This window comes from Actinosynnema mirum DSM 43827 (assembly GCF_000023245.1).
GTDB lineage: Bacteria > Actinomycetota > Actinomycetes > Mycobacteriales > Pseudonocardiaceae > Actinosynnema > Actinosynnema mirum.
On record NC_013093.1, the window covers coordinates 3,882,419 to 3,907,226 of the forward strand.

Annotated in this window: 22 protein-coding genes; 9 read left to right on the forward strand and 13 right to left on the reverse strand. The window is 76.5% G+C overall.

Features of this window, described 5'->3' with window-relative positions; all coding sequences use genetic code 11:
- Nucleotides 1-2: 2 nt before the first annotated feature.
- Nucleotides 3-3,020, reverse strand: a complete 3,018-nt coding sequence (locus tag AMIR_RS16525) for an AfsR/SARP family transcriptional regulator (protein WP_015802102.1) — start codon at nt 3,018-3,020, stop codon at nt 3-5.
- A 121-nt stretch (nt 3,021-3,141) separates the two neighbouring features.
- Here AMIR_RS16525 and AMIR_RS16530 point away from each other — a divergent pair, with 121 nt between their 5' ends.
- Nucleotides 3,142-3,861: a DUF998 domain-containing protein gene (locus AMIR_RS16530; protein ID WP_015802103.1), complete on the forward strand. Its 720-nt coding sequence runs from the start codon at nt 3,142-3,144 to the stop codon at nt 3,859-3,861.
- Nucleotides 3,862-3,926: 65 nt separating this feature from the next.
- Here the strand turns inward: AMIR_RS16530 and AMIR_RS16535 are convergent, their stop codons facing one another.
- Nucleotides 3,927-4,679 (reverse strand): TetR/AcrR family transcriptional regulator, encoded by a 753-nt coding sequence (locus AMIR_RS16535; protein ID WP_143760753.1) that lies wholly within the window; start codon nt 4,677-4,679, stop codon nt 3,927-3,929.
- Between the two features lie 110 nt (nt 4,680-4,789).
- On the opposite strand from AMIR_RS16535, the gene AMIR_RS16540 reads away from it, so the two are divergent.
- Both AMIR_RS16540 and AMIR_RS16545 read left to right on the forward strand, forming a co-directional pair.
- Entirely contained in the window at nt 4,790-5,716 is a 927-nt protein-coding gene (locus tag AMIR_RS16540) for an SDR family oxidoreductase (protein WP_015802105.1), read from the forward strand.
- Between the two features lie 40 nt (nt 5,717-5,756).
- Nucleotides 5,757-5,963, forward strand: a complete 207-nt coding sequence (locus AMIR_RS16545; protein WP_015802106.1) for a 4-oxalocrotonate tautomerase family protein — start codon at nt 5,757-5,759, stop codon at nt 5,961-5,963.
- Between the two features lie 44 nt (nt 5,964-6,007).
- On the opposite strand, the gene AMIR_RS16550 is transcribed toward AMIR_RS16545, so the two are convergent.
- From AMIR_RS16550 to AMIR_RS16560, 3 genes are all read right to left on the reverse strand, one after another.
- Nucleotides 6,008-6,553, reverse strand: a complete 546-nt coding sequence (locus AMIR_RS16550; protein WP_015802107.1) for a dihydrofolate reductase family protein — start codon at nt 6,551-6,553, stop codon at nt 6,008-6,010.
- 83 nt (nt 6,554-6,636) lie between these two features.
- Entirely contained in the window at nt 6,637-7,305 is a 669-nt protein-coding gene (locus AMIR_RS16555; protein ID WP_015802108.1) for a response regulator, read from the reverse strand.
- Complete coding sequence (locus AMIR_RS16560; protein ID WP_015802109.1) at nt 7,306-8,487, reverse strand: sensor histidine kinase; 1,182 nt, start codon at nt 8,485-8,487, stop codon at nt 7,306-7,308. It lies immediately after the preceding gene.
- A 156-nt stretch (nt 8,488-8,643) separates the two neighbouring features.
- On the opposite strand from AMIR_RS16560, the gene AMIR_RS16565 reads away from it, so the two are divergent.
- Nucleotides 8,644-10,098, forward strand: a complete 1,455-nt coding sequence (locus tag AMIR_RS16565; protein ID WP_015802110.1) for an alpha/beta hydrolase — start codon at nt 8,644-8,646, stop codon at nt 10,096-10,098.
- Nucleotides 10,099-10,169: 71 nt separating this feature from the next.
- Here AMIR_RS16565 and AMIR_RS35810 read toward each other — a convergent pair whose 3' ends face one another.
- From AMIR_RS35810 to AMIR_RS16605, 8 genes are all read right to left on the reverse strand, one after another.
- Nucleotides 10,170-11,459: a serine hydrolase gene (locus AMIR_RS35810; protein ID WP_015802111.1), complete on the reverse strand. Its 1,290-nt coding sequence runs from the start codon at nt 11,457-11,459 to the stop codon at nt 10,170-10,172.
- A gap of 18 nt (nt 11,460-11,477) precedes the next feature.
- A complete protein-coding gene (locus AMIR_RS16575) occupies nt 11,478-12,005 on the reverse strand; it encodes a DUF3887 domain-containing protein (protein ID WP_049796861.1) in 528 nt (175 codons plus the stop codon).
- Nucleotides 12,006-12,463: 458 nt separating this feature from the next.
- The gene (locus AMIR_RS16580; RefSeq protein WP_041836803.1) at nt 12,464-12,904 is read right to left on the reverse strand and encodes a SpoIIE family protein phosphatase; all 441 of its coding nucleotides are present in this window, start codon (nt 12,902-12,904) and stop codon (nt 12,464-12,466) included.
- Between the two features lie 281 nt (nt 12,905-13,185).
- Nucleotides 13,186-14,400: a vWA domain-containing protein gene (locus AMIR_RS16585; protein WP_015802113.1), complete on the reverse strand. Its 1,215-nt coding sequence runs from the start codon at nt 14,398-14,400 to the stop codon at nt 13,186-13,188.
- Nucleotides 14,397-15,653 (reverse strand): AAA family ATPase, encoded by a 1,257-nt coding sequence (locus AMIR_RS16590; RefSeq protein ID WP_015802114.1) that lies wholly within the window; start codon nt 15,651-15,653, stop codon nt 14,397-14,399. Before AMIR_RS16590 ends, AMIR_RS16585 begins: the two co-directional genes overlap by 4 nt.
- 83 nt (nt 15,654-15,736) lie before the next feature.
- Entirely contained in the window at nt 15,737-17,140 is a 1,404-nt protein-coding gene (locus tag AMIR_RS16595; protein WP_015802115.1) for a hypothetical protein, read from the reverse strand.
- 164 nt (nt 17,141-17,304) lie between these two features.
- Nucleotides 17,305-17,931 carry a maleylpyruvate isomerase family mycothiol-dependent enzyme gene (locus AMIR_RS16600; RefSeq protein WP_015802116.1) on the reverse strand — a complete coding sequence of 209 codons (627 nt, stop codon included), beginning with the start codon at nt 17,929-17,931 and terminating at the stop codon, nt 17,305-17,307.
- Nucleotides 17,928-18,734: a helix-turn-helix domain-containing protein gene (locus AMIR_RS16605; RefSeq protein ID WP_015802117.1), complete on the reverse strand. Its 807-nt coding sequence runs from the start codon at nt 18,732-18,734 to the stop codon at nt 17,928-17,930. The genes AMIR_RS16600 and AMIR_RS16605 overlap by 4 nt, the downstream gene beginning before the upstream one ends.
- Before the next feature lie 61 nt (nt 18,735-18,795).
- Here AMIR_RS16605 and AMIR_RS16610 point away from each other — a divergent pair, with 61 nt between their 5' ends.
- The 5 genes from AMIR_RS16610 to AMIR_RS16630 all read left to right on the forward strand — a co-directional run bounded on the left by AMIR_RS16610 (nt 18,796) and on the right by AMIR_RS16630 (nt 24,734).
- Nucleotides 18,796-20,928 carry a S9 family peptidase gene (locus AMIR_RS16610; RefSeq protein ID WP_015802118.1) on the forward strand — a complete coding sequence of 711 codons (2,133 nt, stop codon included), beginning with the start codon at nt 18,796-18,798 and terminating at the stop codon, nt 20,926-20,928.
- Nucleotides 20,929-21,236: 308 nt separating this feature from the next.
- Complete coding sequence (locus AMIR_RS35815; RefSeq protein WP_015802119.1) at nt 21,237-22,160, forward strand: helix-turn-helix domain-containing protein; 924 nt, start codon at nt 21,237-21,239, stop codon at nt 22,158-22,160.
- Nucleotides 22,161-22,270: 110 nt separating this feature from the next.
- A complete protein-coding gene (locus tag AMIR_RS16620) occupies nt 22,271-24,070 on the forward strand; it encodes an asparagine synthase-related protein (protein WP_015802120.1) in 1,800 nt (599 codons plus the stop codon).
- A complete protein-coding gene (locus AMIR_RS16625; RefSeq protein WP_015802121.1) occupies nt 24,067-24,324 on the forward strand; it encodes a lasso peptide biosynthesis PqqD family chaperone in 258 nt (85 codons plus the stop codon). The genes AMIR_RS16620 and AMIR_RS16625 overlap by 4 nt, the downstream gene beginning before the upstream one ends.
- Nucleotides 24,321-24,734 (forward strand): lasso peptide biosynthesis B2 protein, encoded by a 414-nt coding sequence (locus AMIR_RS16630; RefSeq protein WP_041836804.1) that lies wholly within the window; start codon nt 24,321-24,323, stop codon nt 24,732-24,734. The genes AMIR_RS16625 and AMIR_RS16630 overlap by 4 nt, the downstream gene beginning before the upstream one ends.
- The last annotated feature ends 74 nt before the right edge of the window (nt 24,735-24,808 follow it).

Sequence of the window (24,808 nt, forward strand, 5' to 3'; positions counted from 1 at the left end):
GCTCAGAGCACGAACGCCGCCGCCACGTCCCGCTCCGCCTCCCACCCCCGCGCGTACGCCGCCGCGAACGCGCTCCCGCCCACCGCCGCCCGCCCCCGGTCGACCAGCTCGCGCACCAGGGGGTCGGTGCGGTCGTGCGCGCCCCGCACCCGCGCGGCCGTCCCGAGCAGCACCCCCGACCCCGCCCACCGCCCCCGCGCCTGCTCCAGCGCCGCCGCCCCCACCGCCACCGGGGCCAGCGCGGGCAGCTCCCCGCTCGCAGCCGCCACCACCCGCGCCCGCCGCAACGCCCGCTCCGCACCCGCCAGGTCCCCCGAGGCCACCCGATACGCGGCCCGCGCCAGGTCGCCCACCGCCCCACCCACCCCGGCCAGCAGCTCACCCGCCCGCCCCAGGTCCCCGAGCCGCACCCGCAGCGCGGCCTCCCGCGCGTCCACCACCGCGACCTGCTCCCCCCGAGCACGGGCCGCGGCCAGCACCTCCAGCGCCGCCCCGCTGTCACCGCGCCGCTCGTGCAGGTCGACCCACCGCAGGTCCGCCCGCACCCGGTCACCGGGGCTCAGCGCCCCGAACTCCCCCTCCAGCGCCCGCGCCTCCCGCAGGTCCGCCCACGCCCCGTCCAGGTCGTCGTACCGCCGCGCCCGCGCCCGCACCGGCAGCACCCCCGCCACGCCCCACCCGTCCCCGGCCGCCCGGAACCGGTCCAGGGACACCTCCGCGTGCCCGCGCGCCCGGTCCAGCTCGCCCGCGTTCTCCGCCAGCTCGGCCAGGAACAGGTGCGCCAGCCCGGACAACCACCCGCCGCCCGCGCCCAGCTCCCGGAACACCCCCTCGCCGCGCCCCAGCAGGAACAGCAGGACCGCCCCGAGCACCCGCAGGTGACCGGGGAGCCCCCGGTGCGCCAGCACCCGGTCCGCGAGCGCCCCCACCTCCCCGCGATCACCCACCCCGTGCCCGCCGTCGGCCAGGCCGAGCAGGTGGGCGGCCCGCGCGCAGTCCCGCTCCGGGGACGGCCCGCCGGGCACCGCCAGCGCCCGCCCGAGCCAGTGCGCGCCCTCGGACTGGCGGCCGAACACCTGCCAGTACCAGACCAGCGACAGCGCCAGCGCGAGCGCCCCGTCCGCGTCCCCGGTGGCGCACCGGTGGTGCAGCGCGGCCACCGCGTTGTCGTGCTCCGCGCCGATCGCCGCCACCGCCGCGCGCTGCCCCGGCCCGCGCAGCACCGCGTCCTGCCCCGCCAGCACCCCCGCCACGTGCGCGGCGGCCAGGTCGCGGACCGCGCTCAAGTCCCCGGCGGCGGCCAGGCGCTCGACCCCGTACGCGCGCACCGTCTCCAGCATCCGCCGCCGACCCCCGACCAGGCTCAGCAGCGACCGGTCGACCAGCGCGGCCAGCAGCTCGGGCACCTCGTCGGCGGGCACGGCGCCCGCGCAGACGGCGGCGGCCGACTCCGGGGTGACCCCGCCGGGCAGCACGGAGATCCGCTCGGCCACGGCCCGCTCGGGCCCGTCCAGCAGGTCCCAGCTCCACGCGATCACCGCGCGCAGCGTGCGGTGCCGGGGCGGCGCGGCCCGGTTCCCGCCCGCCAGCAGGCGGAACCGCGCCGACAACCCGGCCACCAGGTCGGGCAGCGGCAGGGCGCGCAACCGGGCGGCGGCCAGCTCCAGCGCCAGCGGCAGCCCGTCCAGCGCCCGCACCAGGCGCACCACGTCCGGCAGCGTCGTGGCGTCGACGGCGAAACCGGGGCGCACCGCCGACGCCCGTTGGGCGAACAGCCGCACCGAGGCCGTGCCGACCGCGGCGTCAAGCCCGTCCCCGATTCCGGGCAGCGCGAGCGGCCCCAGCGGGACCAGCGCCTCCCCGTCGACCGCCAGGGGTTCCCGGCTGGTGGCGAGCACGCGCAGCTCGGGGCAGCGGGGGAGCAGGAGCGCGACCAGGTGGGCCACGGCGTCGACCAGGTGCTCGCAGTTGTCCAGCAGCAGCACCGACCTGCGCGCCGCCAGCTCGGCGGCCAGCAGCGCCGTCGCGTCCCCGCCCGGCCGGTCGCGGTCGCCGCGCAGCCCGATCCCGGCGAGCACGGCGGCGACGACCTCCGAGGGCTCGGCGACCGGCGCGAGGTCCACCAGCAGCGCGTCCCGGTCCCGGCGCAGCGCCTCCACGGCCAGCCGGGTCTTGCCCACCCCGCCGGGCCCGACGACGGTGACCAGCCGCCCGGCGGCCAGCAGGTCGGCGACGCGGGCGAGGTCGACGTCCCGGCCGAGGAAGCCCGTCACCGGCGCGGGCAGCGCGTTCGGCCGGGGGAGCGGTGGCGGGGTGGCGCGCAGCAGCCGCAGGTGGCGCTCGCGCAGGGCCGTGCCGGGGTCGGCGCCCAGCTCGTCGGCCAGCGCCGCGCGGACCCGCTCGTAGGCCGCCAGCGCCTCGGCCTGCCGTCCCGCGCCCGCGAGCGCGTCCACCAGCACCCCGGCGGCCCGCTCGTGCGCCGGGTGCTCGGCCAGCACCCCGCTCGCCCCACCGATGGCCGCCCCGGTGCGCCCGAGCGCCAGCTCGACCTCCGCCAGGTCCAGCACCACCTCCACCGACAGCCGCGCCAACCGGGTCGCCACCCGCGGCGCGACGGCCGCGACCACCGGCGGCTCGCCCCCGACCCGCCCGCCCCACAGCGCGGCGGCCTCCCGCAGCGCGTCCTCCCCGCCCCGCGCGGCCAGCTCCTCGAACCGCGCCGCGTCCACGTCCGCCACGAGCCGGTACCCGCCCACCCCCAGCGCGACCGCGCCCGGCGCGCCGAGCGCCCGCCGCAGCCGGGAGACGAGCGCCTGCAACGCCGGCCCCGGCCCGGCGGGCGGCTCGTCGCCCCAGATCGCGTCGACCAGCGCGCCCGGCTCCACCGCCCGCCCACCGGCCAGCGCCAACCGCACCAGCAGCGCCCGCACCCGCGCCCCCGGCACGTCCAGGGCGACGTCGTCGCGGCGGACCCGGAACGCGCCGAGCAGCACGACCCGCACCCCCGCGCTCCCGTCCACCCGCTGATCCTCCCAGTGCGGGACAAGGGCTTCCGCGCCGCGTCGGTCGCGTGTCAGCGCCGTGTCAGCGCCCCGCCGCACGCTGCCCGCGTCACCGTTCCGACCCAGCAGGAGGCAGCACGTGGACACCCACGACCCCGAACCCCGTCGCGCGGCCTGGTCAGCGCTCGTGGCGGGCCCCGCCGTCTACCTCACCGCCGAGTTCGTCGCGGCGGCGGCGTGGACCGACCCGCCCTACAGCTACACGCACCACTTCATCAGCGCGCTGGGCGTGCGCGGCCCGGCGACGGCGTTCGGCCAGTTCATGCTCTCGCCGCTGGCGCCGGTGATGAACGCGGGGCTGGTCCTGTTCGGCGTGGTGGTGCTGGTGGGCGTGCTCGCGCTGCGCCTGCCCGCCGCGCGCCGCCTGCCCGTCGTCGCCGCGGCGGTGGTGCTGGCGGTGGGCAGCGCGGTGGTGGCGCTGTTCCCCGGCGACGGCGACGCGCTGGACAGCGGCGCGGCCGACCACCACGCGCTCGGGGCGTTCGGCGCGTTCACGGCGGGCAACGCGCTCGTGCTCCTGCTGGGCGCGGCCCACCGCCCGCTCGGGATCTCCAGGGGGCGGGGGAGGGCGCTGGTGGCGCTCGGCGTGCTGGGCCTGGCCGGGATGGTCGGCTACGTCGCCCTGCTGGCGGCGGAGACCGGGGTGCTGGTCGGCCTGGTGGAGCGCACCGCGATCTACCCGTTCCTGGCCGGCCTGCTGCTCCTGGGCCTCGCGCTGCGCCGCGCCGCCCGCCGCCGGGAAAACGGGTTGGTCAACGGCAACGGCCTGGTGGCGACGGGATCGACCACGACCCGCTGAGCAGGGGGCTCGTCCACCTCCGAGCGCGTGCCCCGGCCTGCTTCCGCCCCGGCCCGCCTCGCGGCTCAGCCGGGCTGGTCCAGGCGTTCGAGCCACCGGTCGAGCAGCGCGGTCTCGACCGGTTCCAGCTCGCCGGTCCCGTGCAGCGACAGCCGGGACCGCAGCTGCCGGGCCGCCGCCCGCACGGGGTCGGGGCCCGCGGGCGCGCCCGCGTCGGTGAGCACGGCGGCGAACACCGCGTCCCGCGCCCGGTGGGACAGCTCCGGGTCGTCGTACAGCGCGGGCTGCGCGATGCGGCTCAGCGCCACGCCCACGTTCGCGGGCAGGATCAGCCGGGCCGCGTGGCCGGGGCTCGTGCGCAGCGCGCCCGCCGCCGCGCAGCGCACCAGCGTGGCCTCCAGCAGCTCCAGGACGCGTCGGTGCGCGGACGAGCCCGCGTGCGGCCGGGGCGCGAACATCAGCTGGTACAGCGCCGGGTTCTCGGCGGCGAACGCCATGTGGTCGTCCCACCCGGCGTGCAGGTCGGCCACCGGGTCGCCGGTGGCCTCCAGCTCGCCCTTGCGCCGCGCGTACCGCTCGAACCCGGCGTCGGCGACCGCGTCGAGCAGCCCGCGCTTGTCCCCGAACAGCCGGTAGAGCACCGGCTGCGTCACGCCGACCTCCTCGCACACCGCGCGGGTGGCGATCTCGCCGTCCGGCGAGGCGGCCAGCCCGCGCCCGGCCGCCTCGACCAGCGCGGCGCGCACCGAGGCGTCGTCGTCGGGTCCTGTCGCGCCGCGCCTGCGGCGGGGTGCGCCGCTCTCCGGGGTGACCTCCACGAATCGATGGTACGTCACGGCGCTAGCGCTGATTCGGGCAGCGTGCTACGGTCTGCGTATCAACGAAACGAAGTAGCGCTATCGCCGCTACCGAACTGGAGGTGGGTGTCATGACCGAGCACCGGGACGCGGGCGACCGCCCGGCGGAGGTCGTCCTGATCACCGGCGCGTCGAGCGGCTTCGGCCGCCTCACCGCGCTGGCGCTGGCCAGGGCCGGGCACACCGTCGTGGCCGGGATGCGCGCCACGGCCGACCGCAACGCCCCCGCCGTCGCCGAGCTCGCCGACCTGGCGCGGGCCGAACGCCTCGCGCTGTCCGCCGTGGACCTGGACGTCCGCTCCCAGGAGTCCGCCGACCGGGCCGTCGCCGAGACCGCGCGCCGCCACGGGCGCCTGGACGTCGTGGTGCACAACGCGGGCCACATGGTCGAGGGCCCGGCCGAGGCGTTCACCCCCGAGCAGCTGGCCGACCTGTACGACGTCAACACCGTCGGCGCCCACCGCGTCAACCGCGCCGCCCTGCCCCTGCTGCGCGAGCAGGGCTCCGGGCTGCTGGTGTGGGTGGGCAGCTCGTCCACGCGCGGCGGCCACCCGCCGTTCCTGGCCCCGTACTTCGCGGCGAAGGCCGGGATGGACGCGCTCGCCGAGAGCTGCGCGGCCGAGCTGATCCGCTTCGGCGTCGGCACCACCATCGTCGTGCCCGGCGCGTTCACCTCGGGCACCAACCACTTCGCGAACGCGGGCCGCCCGGCCGACCCCGACCGCGCCGCCGCCTACGACCACCACTACGGCGAGCTGCGCGCCACCATCGGCGACCGCCTGTCCGCGCTCGTCCCGCAGGACGCCGACGCGCGGGACGTGGCCGACGAGATCACCCGCGTCGTCGGCCTGCCCGCCGACCAGCGCCCGTTCCGCGTCCACGTCGACCCGAGCCGGGACGGCAGCGAGGTCGTGTCGGCGGTCGCGGACCGCGTCCGGGTCGAGTTCTACCGCAGGGTCGGCATCGAGGACCTGCTGCCCCGCAACGCCGCGCTGTAGCGCGGCACCACATCACCACGACACCACGAGGAGCACCACCATGCCGTTCGCCACCCTGAAGGTCCCCGAGGGCACGCTGACCCCGGAGTCCAAGAAGAAGCTGATCGACGCCGTGACCGACGCCTACGCCGACGTGTACGGCGAACGCGCCCGCGCGAGCACCCTGGTGCTGGTGGAGGAGGTCGCCGAGGGCGGCTGGGGCCTGGGCGGCACGGTCCTGACCGCCGAGGCGCTCGGCCGCAGCTGACCCCCGGCCCGCTCGACCCCGGCCCGCCCCACGCGGGCCGGGGCTCACCTCCGGGGCTCGTACCGCATCGCCACGGCCCCGGACGCGAACTCCACCGTGTCCACCAACCGCAGCTCCACGTGCTCCGAGAGCCCGGCGAACACCGAGGGCCCACGCCCGGCGATCCGGGGGTGCACCACGAACTCGTACTCGTCGATCAACCCCAGCTCCGCCAACGCGAGCGGCAACGCCACCCCGCCGACGAACACCCCGTTCCCCGGCTCCCGCTTCAACGCCCGAACCGCCGCGCCGAGATCCCCGCGCACCAGCTCGGCGTTCCAGTCGACCCGCTCCAACGTCCCGGACACGACGACCTTCCTGGCCGCGTCGATGGCGAGCGCGAAGGGGTCCGCCCCGTCCCCGACCGCACTCCCCGACGGCAACCGCCAGGCCTGCTCCATCATCAGGTACGTCACCCGCCCGAGCAGCAGCACGTCGGCCCGCGCGATGTTCCCCGCGTGGTGCCGGTGCAACTCCTCGTCCGCGGGGATCACCCGGTGGTCGCAGCACCCGTCGACGGTCACGTTGATGGAGTACCTGAGCGCCCGCATCCGGCGAGGCTACCCCCGCCCGCACCCCCGCGCCCGCACCCGCAGTGCCCCTCATCCCTCCCGCGCCCCTCCGCCCTCCGCCCTCACCCCTCGGCGTCCCGCACCAGCAACGCGATCCGCACCCGGTTGTCCACCCCGAGCTTCCCGAACAGGTTCCCGGTGTGCGCCTTCACCGTCGCCACCCCGATCCCCAGCCGCGCCGCGATCTCCGGGTTCCCCAACCCCTCCGCGATCCCACGGGCCACCTCCAGCTCCCGCTCCGTCAACCCCGCCAACCGCTCCCGCGCCGCCTCCCGCACCCCCCTCCGGGCCTCCCCGGACCCCGGCCCGGTGGCCGCCGCGATCAGCCGCACCACCGCCTGCGGCGACAGCACCGGCTCACCGGCCGCCGCCGTCCGCACCGCCTCGGCGATCCGCGCGGGCGGCGTGTCCTTCAGGACGAACCCCAGCGCCCCCGCCCGCAGCGCGCCCAGCACCAGCTCGTCCGAGTCGAACGTCGTCAGCACCAGCACCGCGGGCGGGTCCGGGCGGGTCCGGATCTCCGCCGTCGCGCTCACCCCGTCGCGGCCCGGCATCCGCGCGTCCATCAGCACCACGTCCGGCCGCTCCCGCGCCACCGCCTCCACCGCCGCGTCCCCGTCCGCCGCCTCCGCCACCACCACGAGGTCCGGTTCCCCGTCGACCACCAGCCGCAGCGCCATCCGCACCAGCCGGTCGTCGTCCACGACCAGCACCCGCACCCGCTCGCCCACTCACACCCTCCCGCCGTCGCGCCACGGCAACCGCGCCGCCAGCGCGTACCCGCCGTCCGGGGTCGGCCCGTGCTCGAACTCCCCGCCCAGCAGGGCGATCCGCTCGGCCAGCCCGAGCAGCCCGTACCCGGACGGCGGCGCCCCCACCCCCGCCACCGGCCCGCGCGAGCTGCCCACCCGCACCCGCAACCCCGCCCCCGCCCCGCCGCGCACCTCGACCTCCACCCGCGAACCGGGCGCGTGCTTGGCCGCGTTGGTCAGCCCCTCCTGCACGATCCGGTAGCACGCCCGCCCCACGCCCTCCGGCGGCTGGCCCGCGACCGCGCTGCCGAACCCCACGTCCAGCCCGGACGAGCGCGCGTCCGCCACCAGCTCCGGCACCCGCTCCAGCGACGGCCCGAGCGCCGGGCCGAGGTCGCCATCGGGGGAGGCCCGCAGCACGCCCAGCACGTCCCGCAGCTCCTCCAGCGCCTGCCGCGACCCCTCGGCGATGCCCCGCGCCAGCTCGGCCACGTCCTCCGCGCGCAGGTCCGCCCGGTGCCCCAGCACCCCGGCCTGCATGGCCACCAGCGAGATCCGGTGCGCCAGCACGTCGTGCATCTCGCGGGCGATCCGGTTCCGCTCGGTGGCCCGCACCTGCGCCGCCCGCGCGCTCTGCTCCCGCTCCGCGCCCGCCACCCGCTCCCGCAACGACCGCAGCTCCGCCCGCCGCGCCCCGATGGCCACGCCGATCGCCAGCGAGGTGCCCGCGATCAGCGCCGGCAGCGCCAGCAGCAACCACACCGGGTAGAGGTCGACGCCGAGCGGGTAGACGCGGACGTTGAACTGCGAGGCGACCACGTACACCACCCCCGCCGCCACCATCTCCCACGGTTTGCGCCGGGTCGCCAGCGAGCACAGCGCGAGCAGCGACGCCCCACCCGCGAGCATCGACGCGCCCGTGCCGATCGAGGTCAGCACGGCCACCACGAGCGGGAACCCGCGCCGCCACAGCACGAGGGCCAGGCACACCAGCCCCACCAGCGGGTCGCCGACCAGGAACCAGCCGCGCTCCGCCCCCTCGGGCAGCAGCGTGCCGGTGATCAGCCAGAACGGCACGCTCGCCACCCCGACCGCCGCCACCCGCCACGCGTGCTGCCACCCGCTCAGCCGCGGCGCGTCCCCCGTTCCCCCCGTGTCCACCCGGCGATCATGGCGGTCCCACGCCCCTCCGCGCAGCCGACCGAAGGCGCGACCCCGATAGACCGGAGTCGTGGTCGTGCCCCCGACCGGGGTCGGGGGTCGCCCGAGCCGTCCGACCGATGCGCCGCGCACCCCCGCCGGGAAACGCTTTCCCCCATGCGCAGAACCCTCTCCCTGGCAGTCGTGATCACCGCGCTGACGGCCGTGGTCACCCCCACCGCGTCCGCCGCCCCGGACACCTCCCCACCCCCGGTGCGCTGGGGCCCGTGCGAGGAACCCGTCCCCACGATCCTGCGGTGCGCGCGGGTCGAGGTCCCGCTGGACTACCGGGACCCGCGCGGCCGGAAGATCCAGATCGCGATCTCCAAGCTGCCCAGCACGAACCCCGAGCGCCGCAGGGGCGTGCTGCTGACCAACCCCGGCGGCCCCGGCGGCGCGGGCGTCGCCTTCCCCGCCGTGTTCCCGGCCGCGCGGATGCCGCAGGAGGTCCTGGACTCCTACGACATCATCGGCTTCGACCCTCGCGGCGTCGGCCTCAGCACCCCGGTGACCTGCGACCTGACGCCGGAGCAGCAGGCGCGCGGCAACTTCCCGCCGTACGCCCGCACCGACGCCGACGTGACGCGCGAGGTCGGCCACGCGCGCGCCATCGCCGCCCAGTGCGCCACCTCCGCGACGGCCGACCTGCTGCCGCACATCACCACCGCGAACACCGCCCGCGACGTGGACCGCGTCAGGGAAGCCCTGGGGGAGCGCAAGATCTCCTACCTCGGCTACTCGTACGGCACCTACCTCGGCGCCGTGCACGCGTCCCTGTTCCCGGACCGGGGCGACCGGTTCGTGCTCGACAGCAGCCTCGGCCCGGACGGCTACGACGTGAAGGCCATGCGGCGCTTCGCGCTCGGCCTCCAGGACCGGTTCCCGGACTTCGCCGCGCACGCCGCCGCCCACCCCGAGTACGGCCTCGGCGCGACCCCCGAGCAGGTCACCGCCAAGTTCTTCGAGCTGGCCGAAAGCCTGGACGCGCGCCCGGTCCAGGGGGTCGACGGCACGATGTTCCGCGGCCTGACGTTCGGCTACCTCTACAGCGACGCGGACATGCCGAAGCTCGCCGAGGCCTGGCAGGCCCTGGAATCCGGCCGCCCGCTGCCCGAGGACCCGCCGGTCGAGGGGGCCGAGAACCTGATGGCGGCCCGGTTCCACGTGGTCTGCGGCGACACCCGCTGGCCGTCGTCGGTCACGACCTACCAGCGCAACGCGGCCGTGGACCGGGTCCGCTACCCGATGCTCGGCGGCTCGACCGCGAGCGTCAACCCGTGCGCGTTCTGGCCGGGGGAGCGGGTCGAGGGTCCGGTGCGGATCACCGGCAGGGGACCGGCGAACGTGCTGATCTCCCAGAACGAGCGCGATCCCGGCACGCCGCTGGCCGGTGCGCGGGAGATGCGGCAGGCGCTCGGCGGGCGCGCCGTGCTGGTGACCGCCGACCAGGGCGGGCACGGGGCGTACCTGTTCGGCGCCAACAAGTGCGCGAACGACGCGGTGACCGCGTTCCTCGCCAGGGGCGAGCGCCCGAGCGGCGACCTGGCCTGCCCGGCGCAACCGGCCCGGTGACGCAGTCCTCCTGCTGACGGGAAAGCGGGCCGCACCTCTCGTGCGGCCCGCTTCGCTGAGCTTGTCACCCGTCAGGCGAGCTGAAGCGCTCCTCGCAGCACCGCGAGCACCTGCGGCGCCGCGGTCGCCTCGTCGAGCGCGTTCTCCGGGTCGGACAGCATCGCGCTGGCCGTGAGCAGCGTCCCGTCGTCCCGCCGCACCAGGTAGCTGAGCGTCAGCACCCCCGGTTCGGACCCGCCCTTGAACCAGACGGTCGGGAACCGCGCCGACGGCAGCGCGATCCCGCCGTCGTTGATCGACATGGCCTTGGCGAGCTGCGGGTCGTGCCCCTGCCAGAGCCCGGCCATCGCGGCGCACATGTCCACCGGCGAGCCGAACCACTCCAGCTGGTCGATCGCGCGCGGTTCGGTCCACGGCTGCACGGCGGTCCTGGGCACCCGGCCCACCGCGTTCAGCGCGGCCTCGCGCAGCCGCTGGGGCAGCGCGGTGTACACGGTCGCCGCCGCCGGGTACTGGAAGCCCTTGAGCGTGAGCAGCTCGCGGGTGGTGGGCATCGGCGAGTTCGGGGTGGTGTTGCCGAACCGGGCGAACTGCCGCTGCACCTCGCCGCGACCGAGCAGGTGGATCAGGTGGTCGGTGGCGGTGTTGTCGCTGATGGAGATCATGTGCTCGGCGTGCTCGGCGAGGGTGAGCACCGTGCCGTCCGGCTGGTCCTGCAGGACGCCCGAGGGGAACGACTTCCAGGACTCGCGCAGCGGCAGCCCGGTGTCCCAGGACAGCCGCCCGGCCTTGACCTCGCGGGCGAGCGCGCCGAGGACGTAGAGCTTGAAGGCGGAGCCGAGCGGTCGCGCGGTGCGCTCGTTCAGGCCGTGGACGGGCGCGCACCCCTCGGGCGTGATCGTGGCGGCGGCGAACGAGACGCGGGGCGCCAGCGAGCCCAGCGCGGCGTCGACCTGCTCCCACGAGGTGGGGGCGGGCAGGTGGGGCGAGAAGCGCAGCCCCGCGATCAGCCCGGCGGGGTTGACCGTGAGCGTGCCGAGCAGCTCCCCGACCGCGCTGCCGACGACCTGCCGCAGCTCGGTGGGCGTCCGGTCGACCACGGCGCCTGCGGTGAGCGTCCCGAGCGACGCCAGGGTCTGGTTGAACCCGTCCACGCCCCCGACCGCGGACAGCAGCGGGGAGTCCAGGTGCGCGGCCACCTCGTCGGCGGGCAGCGGGACGCGCGCGGAAGCGTCGACCAGCCAAGCGAACTGGGTGTCCGGACTGTCCTGCGTGGACCCCGGCGCGGCCGTGGCCGGCGCCGTGGTGAGCGCGAGCAGCAGCGCGATCGCGGTGCCCACGGCGAGGAAACGACGGATCATGATTCCTTCCTCCGGGGGTCAGGCCGGCCGGTAGAACAGCCCGGCGACCTTCCCCCCGCGGTCGAAGCTGACGGTGGCCGTCACCTGGCCCGCCTCGAACTCCAGCAGGACGTCGACCACGGTGATGTCCCCGGCGAGGTGCTGCACGGGTTCCCCGAACCGCTCGAACCGCCCGACGCTGCCGACGACCCGAGCCCACACCGTGGCCAACTGCTCGGCTCCCAGCTCGCGCCGCATGGTCCGGTCGAACCCGTCCCGCATCCGGTCGAACCGACCCGCGACGCACTCGCCGAGCAGCACGAGGGCGAGGTCCGAGGCCCCGGCCAGCCCGACGTCCGGCCGCCCGGTGACCGGGTCGACCGGCCGCCCGAACCGCTGGAACGCCGCCTGCCTGCTGGTGCCCAAGACCTCTCCGATCTCCTGCCACGTGCGCCCCTCGGCGCGGGCCCGGTCGACCGCGTCGCGCAGGAGCTCCTGGGACGCGAGGACCTGGTGGTGCGCGGCCTTGACGGCGCCGAGTGTTCCGGCGGGGGAGGGGGATGTCAAGCTTGAGTTGACGGACTGCCGCTGCCTGCGTGCGGCGCTGCGGCAGGTCGAGTCGCAGTATTGCTGCTTACGGCCAGGTCCGGCGCGGTCGGGGAGGGGGGTTCCGCAGGCGAGGCAGTTCATGGCACGAAATACTAATACGTGCCGGGTTGGGCACGGAAACCGGCACGAAACGATCAGCCCGCGCCGCCTGCAGCGCCGCCGCGTCGACGCCGAGCACCAGCGCGCTGGCCACCACCACCCGGCGGTCCACCTCACCAGACTCGATCCCCCCACCGGGCCAACACCCGGCACGGCTCCTGCCCGGCCCTGTTCCGACGAATCAGCACCACCCGCCCACACCCGTCGAACGACAACGCCCGAGCCGAGCGGCGCACGATGCCCTCTGCGGTCATCGCGGCAGGGCAGCGGCGTCGGCGCGCCCCGCGCACCGCACTCGTGCGCGCGGGCCCCGCCGATCAGCCCCTGCCCTCCTCCACCAGGTCGGGCCCGACGTTCGGGGTGCTCCAGACCCACCAGCGACAGCACCAGCCCCGCGTTCGTTCCCGGCGGCGCGAACAGCACCTCCCGCCGCACCACAGCGTCCGGTCGGCCACCCGCACCGACAACCGGCCGGTCGCCGACAGGGCCGCCTCCAGGGGGAGGGTGTGCGGCTCGGCGGAGTCCAGGTGCGCGTGGTCCAGGACGTTCGTGACCAGCTCCACTGCCGCGTGCCGAACAGCCTCCCGGTCAGCCGCGGCGTCAGCGGCCACCCGCGCCGGCTCGGCCGCGCTCTCCGGCAGCGCCCTGCCCGGCCGCTCCAGCACCCCGTCGCTGTAGAGCAGCAGCAGGTCGCCCCGCCCGAGCCGGGCCGTCCCGACCGCCTGCGGACCGCGCTCGGCCCCCCAGCGGCCCGGCACCGGTGGTCGGCAGGTAGCGGGGCGCGCCGTCGGCGGGCACGAGCAGCGGCGTCGGGTGCCCGGCGGTGCAAGTCCGCTCGAAGATCTCCACGATCCGCTGCTCCGCGGTCTCGGCGCACCCCTCCCGCACCGGCCCCGCCGCACCGACCCGCCGGTCGAGGCCCCCGCCCTCCACGCCCAGCGCAGCCCCTTCCGGCGACGACCCGTGACCGTCCACTGTCCACCGCGGATCACCGCCGGGCCCGCCGGGCGGAAGGCCGCCTCGCGAAGCACCCCGCCCCTCACCCCAGCTCCACCACCCGAGCCCACTCCGGCGGCTCGTCCGGCTCGTAATCCGGGTCCCCCTCGTCCGCCACCCCGACTCGCGGGAACAACCCCACCACCGTCCGGCACGGCGGCGCGGCCTCCGGCCACGGGGTCTGCCCGTCCGTCAGCGCCACGATCACGTCCGGCCGGCACCGCCGCACCGCCCGCGCGAACCCCACCCGCAGATCCGTCCCGCCCCCGCCCACCAGCGTCATCCCCTCCGCCCGGCACAGCGGCCCCGTCACGTGCGCGGCGGCGTCGCAGGACAGGACCGTCACCAGGTCGCGCCGCCCGCCCACCGCCCGCACGATCGCCGCGACCTCCAGCAGCGCGCTCCCCAGCTCCGCGTCGCTCACCGACCTCGAGGTGTCCACGATCACGCACACCCGCGGCGGCCTGCGGCGAAGGCTCGGCAGGACCACGCCCGGCAGCCCGGCCGAGCGCCGCGCGGGCCGCCCGTACGTGTAGTCCTCCCCGACCCCGGCGCCGGACACCGCCGAGCGCACCGCCGCGCCCAGCAGCTCCCGCCACGGCTGCGGCGGGTGGAACGCCTTCTCCGCCCACCGCTCCCACCCGTCCGGCGCGCTCCCCGGCCTGCCCTTGATGCCCTCCGCCACCCGGAACCGCACCGCGTCGCGCTCCCGCGCGCTGAGCCCGTGCGCCCCGCCCGCGCCCAGGTCCCACCCCCGCGCCACCCCGTCGACGCCGCTGCCGCAGTCCAACCACCCGAACGCGTCGGTGTGCGGCCCGAGCCGGAACAGCCGCAGGTACTCCTCCATCAGCAGCCCGTCCGGCAGCCGCAGCAGCCCCGGCCGGAGCGCGCCCGCCTGCAGCGGCAGCTCGTCGTCGAACCCGTCGTCGTTGATCTCGCAGTCCGCCGCGATGTTGCGCCGCAACCGCTCGCCCGCCCCGTGCAGCCCGTTCTCCCGCGCGAACCGCTCGCCCCGCCCGTGGTGGTCGCGCAGCAGGTGCGACACCTCGTGCACCCACACCGCCGCCAGCTCCGGCAGCGGCGTGCGCTCCACGAACGCGGGCGAGGCGTAGCACCGCCAGTGCTCGTCCACCGCCATCGTCGGCACCTGCCGCGACTCGACCACCCGCAGCGCGAACAGCGCCGTCGCCAGGTAGGGGCGGCTGCGGGCCGCGTGCAGCCGGGCCGCGTACAGCTTCTCCTCGTCCAGCGCCGTCACCGCCCGCGCCCCGCGACGGCCGCCGCCCGCCCCGCCGCCGCCCGCCCCGCCGCGGCCCGGTCCGCCCGCCTGCCCAGCGAGACCACCCCGGCCAGCCGCTCGATCGTCGCGGGCACCTCCCAGTCCTCCCGGCGCAGCGCGGCGAGCGTGGACGCGGGCACCACCACCACGTCCGGCGCCCCGCTCTCCAGCGCACGCGCCATGATCACCCACGCCGCGTCCCACCGCCCCCGCTCCGGCCGCGAGCGCACCGCCTCCACCACCCCCTCCAGCACGGTCTGCCGCAGGTCCCCGCGCTCGGGCAGCACCGCCGCCGCCGGGTCGGCCAGCAGCTCCTCGGGGTCCGGCAGGTCCATCCGGTCGATGGCCGCCAGCAGCTCCAGCCCCGGCCCGTCCCCGACCGTCCCGCGCACCAGCAGCGACAGCACGTCCCGCGACACCCCGGCGGCGGTGGCGAACGCGACCAGCCGCAGCGTCATCTCCCAGCTGCGCGGCGACGGCCACGCCCCGCCGCGCGCCACCTCGTTCTTCGGCAGCCGGTGCACCAGCGCGGGCCGCGCGGTCAGCAGCCCGCACACCGCCCGCCGCGCGAACGCCACCGCCTCGGGCAGCGCCGCCCGGTCCAGCAGCGGCAGCGCCGCCCGCGGCCACGTGCCGCCCAGCCCGCGCACCACGACCTCGTGCTCGTGCGCCCAGCCCAGGTGCACGAACCGGTTGGCCAGCGGCGGGCTCAGCTCCCAGCCGTCGGCGGCCGAGGCGCGCGGGTTGGCGGCGGCCACGATCCGCACCCCCGGCGGCAGGGCCAGCGAACCGATCCGGCGCTCCAGCACCACGCGCAGCAGCGCGGCCTGCACGGCGGGCGGCGCGGTGGACAGCTCGTCCAGGAACAGCAGGCCGCGCCCGGCGCGCACCAGGCGCACGGCCCAGTCCGGCGGGGCCATCGGCACGCCCTGCACCGCCGGGTCGTCGCCGACCACCGGCAGCCCGGAGAAGTCGGACGGCTCGTGCACGCTGGCGATCACGGTGGTCAGCGGCAGGTCGAGCGAGTCGGCGAGCTGAGTGAGGGCGGCGGTCTTGCCGATGCCCGGCTCACCCCACAGCAGCACCGGCAGGTCGGCGGACACGGCCAGCGTCAACGCCGACAGCTGGTCGTTCGGGCGCGGCTCGGTGGTGGTGTCCTGGAGCAGGGCCAGGAGGTCGGCGGCGGCGTCCAGCGGGTCGGTGCGGGGCGCGGTGGTCAGCGTCGAGGTCATGGTGGGTCACCTTTTCCGGGGTCGGGTGGGAGCCGCGCGTCCCGACGGGGGCGCGGCTGGTGAGGGGGTGGTTCAGCTGCGGGTCAAGAGCGGCGGCGGGAGCGCGGCTCGACCCCGCGCCGGATGTCCCAGGACCAGTCCCTGGTCACCCAGCCGTGCGGACGCCGGTACGCCCTGCGCGTCCCCGGCTCGGCGAGCCCGGCCCGGAACACCCCGTGCGCGATCCTGCCGAGCGCGGCGGCTTCGAGCTCGTCGCGCAGGATTCCCCCGCGCAGCACGGCTTCCGGCCCGAGCAGGCCCTCCACGACGTCGAGCGCGCCCGCCGCGTCGCCGTGCCCGAGCAGGGCCCGGACGTCCACGAGGGACTCCGGGTGGCGGTGCACGTCGTCGATGGCTCGCAGGCACGGCAGTCCGGGACCGCCCAGCGCGACGAGCAGCTCCTCGCGCCGCAGCTCGACCGGGTCGTGGTCCAGCGCGACGAGCACCCCGTCGACCACGCCGATCCGGTGCGTGGCGCCCCGGCAGCGCACCGTGCGCGAACCCCTTGGGGCGTCAGGACCGGGGGACGCGGCGGGCAGGCCGTGACCGGGTCGGAGCGCCGCCGCGACGAGCGGGTGCAACCGGTCGGGCTCGATCAGCCCGGCCCGCAGCAGCTCCACGTCGGGCGGGAGCAGGGTGGCGGCGTCGGGCAGCACCGGGAGCCTGCGGCCCCGGTCGCGCCGGGAAGCCCCGGTGAGCCGGGGTTCCGGCCCGTCGACCCGCAGCACCAGCCGGTGCCGCGCGGTCAGCCGCACGAGCACGCGGCCCGCGCCGGCCCTATCGGCCCCGTCGGCCCCATCGGCCCGCAGCGCCAGCGCCGCCTCGTCCGCCCACCGGTCCACGGCCGCGCCGTCGACCAGCGCGAGGACCTCGGCGGCGTCCGGGTCGACCGCGAGCGCATCGGGAACGAGGCCGTCACCGGCCCGTTCCCGCAGCTCACCGGACCTGCGGACGTCCCACAGGTGCCGGTGCAGGTCGAACCGGAAGCGCCGGTCGGGCCGGGGGTGCGGGTGCTGCCCGACCCCGTCCCGAGGGTGCTCGGGGTCCCACAGCGCGAGGCTGATCCGCTGTCCTGCGCCCGCACGGGACGGTGGTGTTCGCGCCACCAGGCGCACCCCGCCCGGCCCGTAGCGGGCCAGCGTGGCGGTGAGCCCCGGTCGCAGCAGCCCCTCCGGGGCGATCCGGGGGAAGTGCCAGCGCAGCAGGTCGGGTGCGAGGTGGCGCAGGTCGTCGCGAACCCGCGCGACGAGGTGCTCGCCGTGGGCGCGGCCCGCGGCTCTCAGGTCCAGATCGACGTCGACGCGCGCGGCAGCGCACGCCCCGGCCCAGTCGCCGGTCACCCGGCGGGCCGTCGCTGACTCGATCATGGATGTCGGCACGGCGAAGGAGCGCACGTGCGACCAGGCGGTGAGACGAGGGTTCCCGTTCGCGGTCGAGGTGTGGTGCATCAGCACTCACCTTGCGCGAAAGAGACCCCCGATCCGTTCGTGTGGACGGTCATCGCGGCAACCGTACCAGGCCCCGGCGCGGGAACCGCTCGGGATTCCCGCGCCAGGAATTTCCGCGCCAGGAATTTCCGTGCCCAGGATTCCCGCGCCCGGTCCGGCCGCGCTCAGGCCGTGGTCAACCGCCCGCCCAGCTCGGCCACCCCGTCCCCGGCCAGGTCGGCCAGGTGCGCGCGGCGACCGGCCATCACCATGACCAGCGACAGCAGCGGCCCCCGCACCTCCGGCCCGTCGCCGACGCTGAAGTCCGCGTCCACCGCCCGCAGCGCCAGCCCCCGCGACAGGGTCTTGCTCTTGACCGCGTAGTCCTTGGCGGCGAAGAAGGTCGCGACGGCGAGCAGCCCCTCGGCGTCGGGTGAGCGGCGCAGCCCCAGCGGTCTCCGGATGTCCTCGGCGTGCACGAGCAGTTCGCCCAGCCCGGCGGGGGAGGAGTGGGTCGGCAGCGCGATCGGCCCGACCGCCCGGAACCGCTCCAGCGTCTCCGCCGGGTCCGCGCCCCGGAAATCGGTGAGGCGGCGTCGGTTGTGCAGGTCCGCGTCGAACCGGGCGCCGACCATGCTGAGCACCCAGCGCGGCATGTTGGTCGTGGCCGCCGCGCCCAGGTGCGCCACGGTCTCCTCCACGTCCCACTCCGCGCAGAGCGTCCTCGCGCGCCACTGCTCGGGTGTGAGCGCGGCCAGGTCGTCGACGAGCGCGGCCAGTTCCCGCCGCTGGATCCCGCGTAGATCGGTCATGGCGCGACGGTAGCGGCGCCCCCTGACAATTCCGGCTCTGACGATTCCGGCTCCGGCAATTCCGGCTCCGGCGGCTTCGGAGCCTCCGCCGCGTCCGCTCCGCCGTGCGGCATCGCGCGGGCCTGCTCGGCGGCGGCGGCCAGGCTCTCGGCGACGAAGTCCACGTACCGCGCCATGTTCTCCAGCCGCACGGCCGCGGGCGTGCCGGGGTTGAGCACGGCGGCCCCCGAGCGGAACATCACCGCCATGTCCGCGCTGGAGCGGGCGCTGGAGATCATCGACTGGTACCAGACGTCCGGGTCCACGACGTACCGCTCGCGGCGGCCCTCGTCGCGCTCGCGGCGGATCAGCCCCTGCCCCTCCAGGAACGCCACCGCCTTCGACACCGACGCCGGGCTCACCCGCAAGCGCCCCACCAAGTCCGCCGCGGTGACCGAGCCGGTGTCGGTGGCGTACAGGCAGGCCAGCACGCCCGCGGTCATCCTCGGCAGCCCCTGCTGCGCGAACAGCGCCGCCAGCGACTCCTCGAACTCGTCCACGGCCCGCGCGTCCCGCCCGTGCGCCAGGGGGAGCGCCTGCCGCCCGCGCGGCGCGGCCTGCCTGCGCCGGTGGGCGCGCTGCTCGGTGGCGCGGTGCGCGAGGTCGGCGCGGTAGGCGACCGGCCCGCCGTTGCGGGTCACCTCGCGGGTGATGGTGGAGGTGGGGCGGTCCAGCCGCCGGGCGATCTCCGCGTACGGGAGGTCGTCGGCCAGTCCCAGCGCGATCTGCCGGCGTTCCTGCGGGGTGAGCCTGCCTCCGGGCACGGCGACATCGCCGCCGCCAGCCTCTGACCCCCCACCCCACACCACGAAGGACGTCCCCGCCATGAGCCTCACCGAGAACTACCGCACCGCCGAACGCCTCCTGCGCCGCCCCGCCCGCCCCGGTGAGCTCGTCGTCGGCGACAAGGTCCGTCCGCAGTGGATCGACGGCGGCTCCCGCTTCTGGTACGCCGTCGACACCCCGGAAGGCAAGCGCTACGCCCTCGTCGACCCCGCCGCAGGCGCCCGCACCGACCTGACCGAGGAGTCCCTGGCCGAACTCCTGGCCGCCCGGCAACCCCCACCGCCGATCGCGCCCCTGGAGGTGCCGTCCCCGGACGGCGGGCACGCGATCTCCCTGCGCGGCGACGACCTCTGGGCCCGCTCGCTGCACGACGGGACCGAGTGGCCGCTCACCACCGACGGCGCCCCCGACCACGCCTACGGCGTCAGCCCCCAGGCCCTGGGCAACACCACCCTGCTGCGCAAGATCGGCCTGCCCCACCTGCCGCCCGCCGCGACCTGGTCCCCGGACTCCACCAGGGTCCTCACCCACCGCACCGACGAGCGCCTCGTGCGGCAGACCCACCTGGTCGAGTCCGCCCCGGCGGACGGCGGCCCCCCGCGCGTCCACACCCAGCGCTACCCGTACGCCGGCGACGAGCACCTGCCGCTGACCGAACTGGTGGTGCTGCACGTCGCGACCGGCGCGGTGGTCCGCTCCCAGGCCGCGCCGCTCCAGACCGCCATGCTCTCCCCGGTCGCCGCCGGTTGGGCGTGGTGGTCCGAGGACGGCGAGGCCGTCTACTACCTGAGCCGGCCGCGCGACCGCAGAACCCTGTCCCTGCACCGGATGGACCCGGCCACGGGCGAGGTCACGACAGTGCTGGGCGAGTCCGGCGACACCCGCGTGGAGCCGAACCAGTGGGCGTACGAGCCGCCGATCGTGCGGGTGCTGGCGGACGAGGTGCTGTGGTACTCGCAGCGCGACGGCTGGGGCCACCTGTACCGCCACGACCTGCGCACCGGCGAGCTGATCGGCCGGGTGACGTCGGGGGAGTGGGCCGTGCGGCAGATCCTGCGCGTGGCCGACGGCGTCGTGCACTTCACCGCCTCCGGCCTGGTCCCGGAGGACCCCTACCGCCGCACCGTCTGCAGCGCCAGTCTGGACGGCGCCAACTTCACCGTCCTCACCGACGACACCTCGGACCACGCCGTGACCCCCGCAGCCGACTTCTTCCTCGACTCCATGTCCACCGTGGACACCCCGCCCGTGACCGTGGTCCGCTCCTGGTCAGGCGAGATCCTGGTCGAACTGGAACGCGCGTCCACCGAGGACCTGATCGCCACCGGCTGGACCCCGCCCCAGCGCTTCCGCGTCAAGGCGGCGGACGGCGTCACCGACCTCTACGGCACCCTCCACCTCCCGCACGACTTCGACCCGTCCCGCAGCTACCCGGTCGTCGACACGCTCTACCCGGGCCCGCAGGTCACCAGGCTCGCCCCGTGCTTCGACCCCGGTGGCATGGGCCTGGACGCGGACCCGCTGGCAGCGCTGGGCTTCGTCGTGCTCGCCCTGGACGGCCGGGGCGCCCCCGGTCGCGACAAGTCCTTCCACGACGCCTCCTACGGCCGCCTGGCCGACGCGGGCGCCCTGGCCGACCACGTGGCGGCCCTGCACCAGTTGGCCCGGACCCGCCCCTGGTTGGACCTGACCCGCGTGGCCGCGTTCGGCCACTCGGGCGGCGGTTTCGCCGCGGTCCGGGCCATGCTCGACCACCCCGACCTCTACCGGGTGGGCGTGTCCCTGGCGGGCTACCACGACGCGACCACGTTCAGCGCGGACTTCGTCGAGACCTACGACGGCGCGGACAACCCCGAGTCCTGGTCGAACACCTCGAACACGGCCCTGGCCGACCGCCTGCAGGGCAGGCTCCTGCTGATCCACGGCGAACTCGACGACCGCGTCCACCCGACCCACACCCTGCGCCTGGCGGACCGCCTGGTGGCCGCGAACAAGCAGTTCGACCTGCTCATCGTGCCGGGCGCGGAACACGCCTTCATCGACCACCTGTCCTACGTGCGAACCCGCTGCTGGGACTTCCTGGTCCGCGAACTGGCCGTGGGCGCCCCACCCGCCTACCGCCCGTCCCCGATCGAGATCGGCCCGGACCTGCTGGGCGAGCTGTTCGCCTGACCACCACCGACGCCGGCGCCACCGCCGACGCCGGCGCCGGCGCCACTCCCACCCGACCGAGGCCCACGATCAGGAGGCAGGCGCCCTCACCCCACGAGCCGCCCCTGCTCGCACAACACCACCACCCCACCCCGGTGAACGCGACAATCATTTAGCCACCGCATGAACCGTTCGGCTGATACCCCGACCCGACCGCGGTTGCTACGTTCCCCCGACAAGTCCGAGACCTGGGGGTTTTCGTGACAGCGACAGCGGACCCGCCTCTCCCGGCCCTCCTCCCGGACCCGCGCGGCGGATTGCGCGAAGCGGTGGTCCGGTACCGCACCGGCCCGGACGAACCCGACCTCCCGGACGCCACCGCGACCCTGTCCTTCCACTTCCCACCCGCCGCGACCGGATTACCGCCCCACGTCGTCCGCGAGCCCCCGCTGGCCCGGTTCACCACCGACCCCGACCCCGCCTGCCGCGACTGCGCCCGCATCGACGCCCTCGTGCACCCCTGGGCCGTCAACGCGCTGACCGGCCGCACCGACCCCACCGCCGTCCTCAGCGCCCGCCGGACCCACCTGCGGGACACCATCCTGGCCGAACCGCTGCTCACCGCGTCCACCGCGCCCGACCGCCCCACCCGCCTGCGCGCCCTGGACGAGGCCCTCCAACGCCTCTGGGAGCGCGCGACCCCGGTCCCCACCCCGGTCAGGCACACCTGGCACGCCCTCAGCCAGGTCCACGGCGCCGCGCTCATCTCCCACGTCGCCGCCGCGTCCGGCTGGAGCCACCGCCAGCTCTCCCGCCGCTTCACCGCCGAGCTCGGCGTCCCCCTCAAGACCGCCGCCAGGGTCCTGCGCCTGCACCGGGCGCTGCGCCTGCTCGCCGACGGCCTGCCGGGCTCGCGCGTCGCGGCCGAGTGCGACTTCTACGACCAGGCCCACTTCACCCGCGAGTGCCGCCTGCTCACCGGCGCGACCCCGGAAGCGCTGCGGCGCAGGTCCGGGGGAATGGCGATTTCGTCCAATACCGCGCCCCCGGCGATCGGTGAGGATCGCTGCGCCGGCCGGTTCTCCCGGCCGCCGCGCAGTTCATCCACGAAGTGCCCGGAGGACAGCATGGAGAACGCGATCGAGGTGTACGAGGCCCCCTGCCTGGTCGAGATCGGCGACTTCGCCGAACTGACCCAGCTCACCAACCGGGGCTACTGGCTGGACGGTCCCTGGGGCGCCTGGTGGTTCTGATCCCCTGACCGGGGAGAGGACCCGCGGAAATCGACGACGCGCCCGCGACCGGCGCCGCGCAGGACCGGTCGCGGGCGCGTTCCCCTGCTGGACGGGCGGAGGACCCCGAAATGACCTTCCTGGTGCTCCCGGACCGCGCGCTGCCCCCGGCGCCGGCCGACGGGGTGGGCGCGAAGGAGATCAGGCACCACTCGGGCAGGCCGTGGCTGGTCGGCGACTGGCACGGGGACGACGCCGTCGTGGCCGCGCACGGCCCGAACCGCCTGGTGCTCCTGGGCGCCGCCCTCGTCACCCCGGCCGAGCTGGCGCGCCGGTTGCGCGCGGTGCGCTCCACCGCCGACCTCGACCCGCTGCTCGGCTCGATCGCGGGCAGCTTCCACGCCCTCGCCTCGATCGACGGCCTGGTGCGCGTCCAGGGCACGCTGTCCACCGCCCGCCAGGTCTGCCACGCGGTCGTCGACGGCGTGACCCTCGCCTCCGACCGGCCGGACCTGCTGGCGGACCTCGTCGGCGCGCAGGTCGACGAGGAGCAGCTCGCGCTGGAGCTGCTCGCGCCGTTCGGCCCGCCGTGGCCGCTCGGGGAGCGCACCACGTGGCGCGGCGTGCGCGTCCCGAGGACGGGCGAGTGCCTGGAGATCGACCGGGACGGCGCCTGCCGCGCCCGCAGGTGGTGGACGCCGCCGGACCCCGTCCTGCCGCTCGGCGACGGCGCCGCGGTCCGCGACGCGCTCGTGGACGCCGTCGCCGCCCGCACCGGGGGCGGCGGCACGGTCAGCGCCGACCTGTCCGGCGGCCTTGACTCGACCACCCTGTGCTTCCTGGCCGCGCGGGGACCGGCCGACCTGGTCACCGTCCACTACGAGGCGCTGGGCCGCTTCTCCGACGACCGGGAGCAGGCCGCCCGCGCGGCGGCGGCGCTGGGCGACGCGCACCACGTGGTCGTCCCGGCGGGCCGCGCGCCGGACTGGTTCGCGCCGCTGGAGCGGGTGCGGCACGACCGAGGGGGACCGCTGGTGTTCGCCAGGGGGCGGGCCACCAACGAGCACCTGGCGGGCCTGGTCGCCGCGCTGGGGTCCCGCAGGCACCTGCAGGGCATCGGCGGCGACGAGCTGTTCCACGCCGGGACGATGGCGCTGCACGCCCTCGCGCGGCAGCGGCCCGTCGCAGCCGCGCGGCACGCCAGGGCCATGCGAGCCCACCGCCGCTGGTCGCTGGCGACCACGGCGCGGGTGCTCGCGTTCGGCCAGTCCTACCCGCGCTGGCTGGCCGGTCGGGCAGACCGGCTCGGCCGGGCGCCGACCGCGTTCGGCGCGCCCGCGTGGGAGGTCGAGCCGCTGCTGCCGCCGTGGATCGGCCGGGACGCCGCGGCGACGGTCCGGCGCGCCCTGCGCGAGGCCGCCGCGTCGGGCCCGGAGCCGCTGTCGCCGATCCCGGCGCAGCACGAGATGCTCCGGATCACCGCCGTCAACGGCAGGGCGGTGCGCCGCAACTCCAGCATCGCCGCGGCGTCCGGCGTGACCTTCGAGGCGCCCTTCACCGACGACCGGGTGCTGGAGGCGGTGCTGTCGCTGCGGTTCGCCGACCGGATCGACCACCACCGCTTCAAACCCGTCCTCGGCACGGCGGTGCGCCACCTCGTCCCGGCCGACGTGCTGCGCCGCGAGACCAAGAACGACGCCAGCGCGGAGCTGTACGCCGGACTGCGCGGGCGCAGGGGCGAGCTGCTCGCCCTCTTCGAGGACTCCCGGCTGGCCGCGCGGGGCCTGATCGATCCCGCGCCGCTGCGCCGCGTCCTGCTCGGCGCCCACGCGGACGCCCGACCGCTCATGCCGTTCGACCCGACGCTCGCCTGCGAGCTGTGGCTCAGGGCGCTGGACAGCGCCGCGTTCACCGCACGGGAGGCACGATGACCTTCGCACTGGCCCCGCACGTCACCGTCACCACGACCCCGCACGGCCTGGTCCTGCTCGACGGCCGCAGCGGTCGCTACTGGATGGTCAACGGCACGGGCGCGCTCGTCCTGCGCCACCTGCTGGACGGAGGCACCCCCGAGACGGCGGCGTCCGACCTCACCGCCCGCTTCCCCAACGCGGCGGGCGCGGTGAAGTCCGATGTGGACGCCCTGGTGTCCGCGCTGCGCGACGCGGGGGTGACCGCGCGATGAGCGGCCTGCGCATGACCCTGGAGTCGGCGGACCGCCTGCCGTGGCGACAGCGCCCCGCCGCGCTCCTGGCGGTCACGGCGGCGAGGGCCCTGGCCAGGCTGTCCCCGCACCGCCTGCGCCGCGTGCTGCTGCTGGCCAGCCGGGGCGCCCGTCCCGCGACCGCCGCCCAGGCGCTGCGGGCGCGCACCGCCGTGGTGTCGGTCAGCATCGCGTGCGCGGGGCCCAGGTGCTTGCAGCGGTCGATCGCGGCGGCGCTGCTGTGCAGGTTGCGCGGCACGTGGCCGCAGTGGCGCACCGGGGTGGTGACGCAGCCGTTCGCCGCGCACGCCTGGATCGCGGTCGACGGCGAGCCGGTGGGGGAGGACGCGGGGGCGGTGCGGGACTTCAGCGTGGTGATGTCGGTGCCGTGATCACCTCCGCTGCGCGCCCCCCGGCCCGGAGCGGTCGTGGACAGCGCCGACGTGTGGGAGCGGTACGACGTGGG

What these genes read in the sequence shown, in the direction of transcription:
- AMIR_RS16600 (WP_015802116.1), bottom strand. Translation starts at nt 17,931, where the DNA reads ATGACCGATCTACGCGGGATCCAGCGGCGGGAACTGGCCGCGCTCGTC.
- AMIR_RS16625 (WP_015802121.1), top strand. Translation starts at nt 24,067, where the DNA reads ATGACCTTCGCACTGGCCCCGCACGTCACCGTCACCACGACCCCGCAC.
- AMIR_RS16565 (WP_015802110.1), top strand. Translation starts at nt 8,644, where the DNA reads ATGCGCAGAACCCTCTCCCTGGCAGTCGTGATCACCGCGCTGACGGCC.
- AMIR_RS16550 (WP_015802107.1), bottom strand. Translation starts at nt 6,553, where the DNA reads ATGCGGGCGCTCAGGTACTCCATCAACGTGACCGTCGACGGGTGCTGC.
- AMIR_RS16620 (WP_015802120.1), top strand. Translation starts at nt 22,271, where the DNA reads ATGACCTTCCTGGTGCTCCCGGACCGCGCGCTGCCCCCGGCGCCGGCC.
- AMIR_RS16545 (WP_015802106.1), top strand. Translation starts at nt 5,757, where the DNA reads ATGCCGTTCGCCACCCTGAAGGTCCCCGAGGGCACGCTGACCCCGGAG.
- AMIR_RS16590 (WP_015802114.1), bottom strand. Translation starts at nt 15,653, where the DNA reads ATGACCTCGACGCTGACCACCGCGCCCCGCACCGACCCGCTGGACGCC.
- AMIR_RS16540 (WP_015802105.1), top strand. Translation starts at nt 4,790, where the DNA reads ATGACCGAGCACCGGGACGCGGGCGACCGCCCGGCGGAGGTCGTCCTG.
- AMIR_RS16630 (WP_041836804.1), top strand. Translation starts at nt 24,321, where the DNA reads ATGAGCGGCCTGCGCATGACCCTGGAGTCGGCGGACCGCCTGCCGTGG.
- AMIR_RS16595 (WP_015802115.1), bottom strand. Translation starts at nt 17,140, where the DNA reads ATGCACCACACCTCGACCGCGAACGGGAACCCTCGTCTCACCGCCTGG.
- AMIR_RS16610 (WP_015802118.1), top strand. Translation starts at nt 18,796, where the DNA reads ATGAGCCTCACCGAGAACTACCGCACCGCCGAACGCCTCCTGCGCCGC.
- AMIR_RS35810 (WP_015802111.1), bottom strand. Translation starts at nt 11,459, where the DNA reads ATGATCCGTCGTTTCCTCGCCGTGGGCACCGCGATCGCGCTGCTGCTC.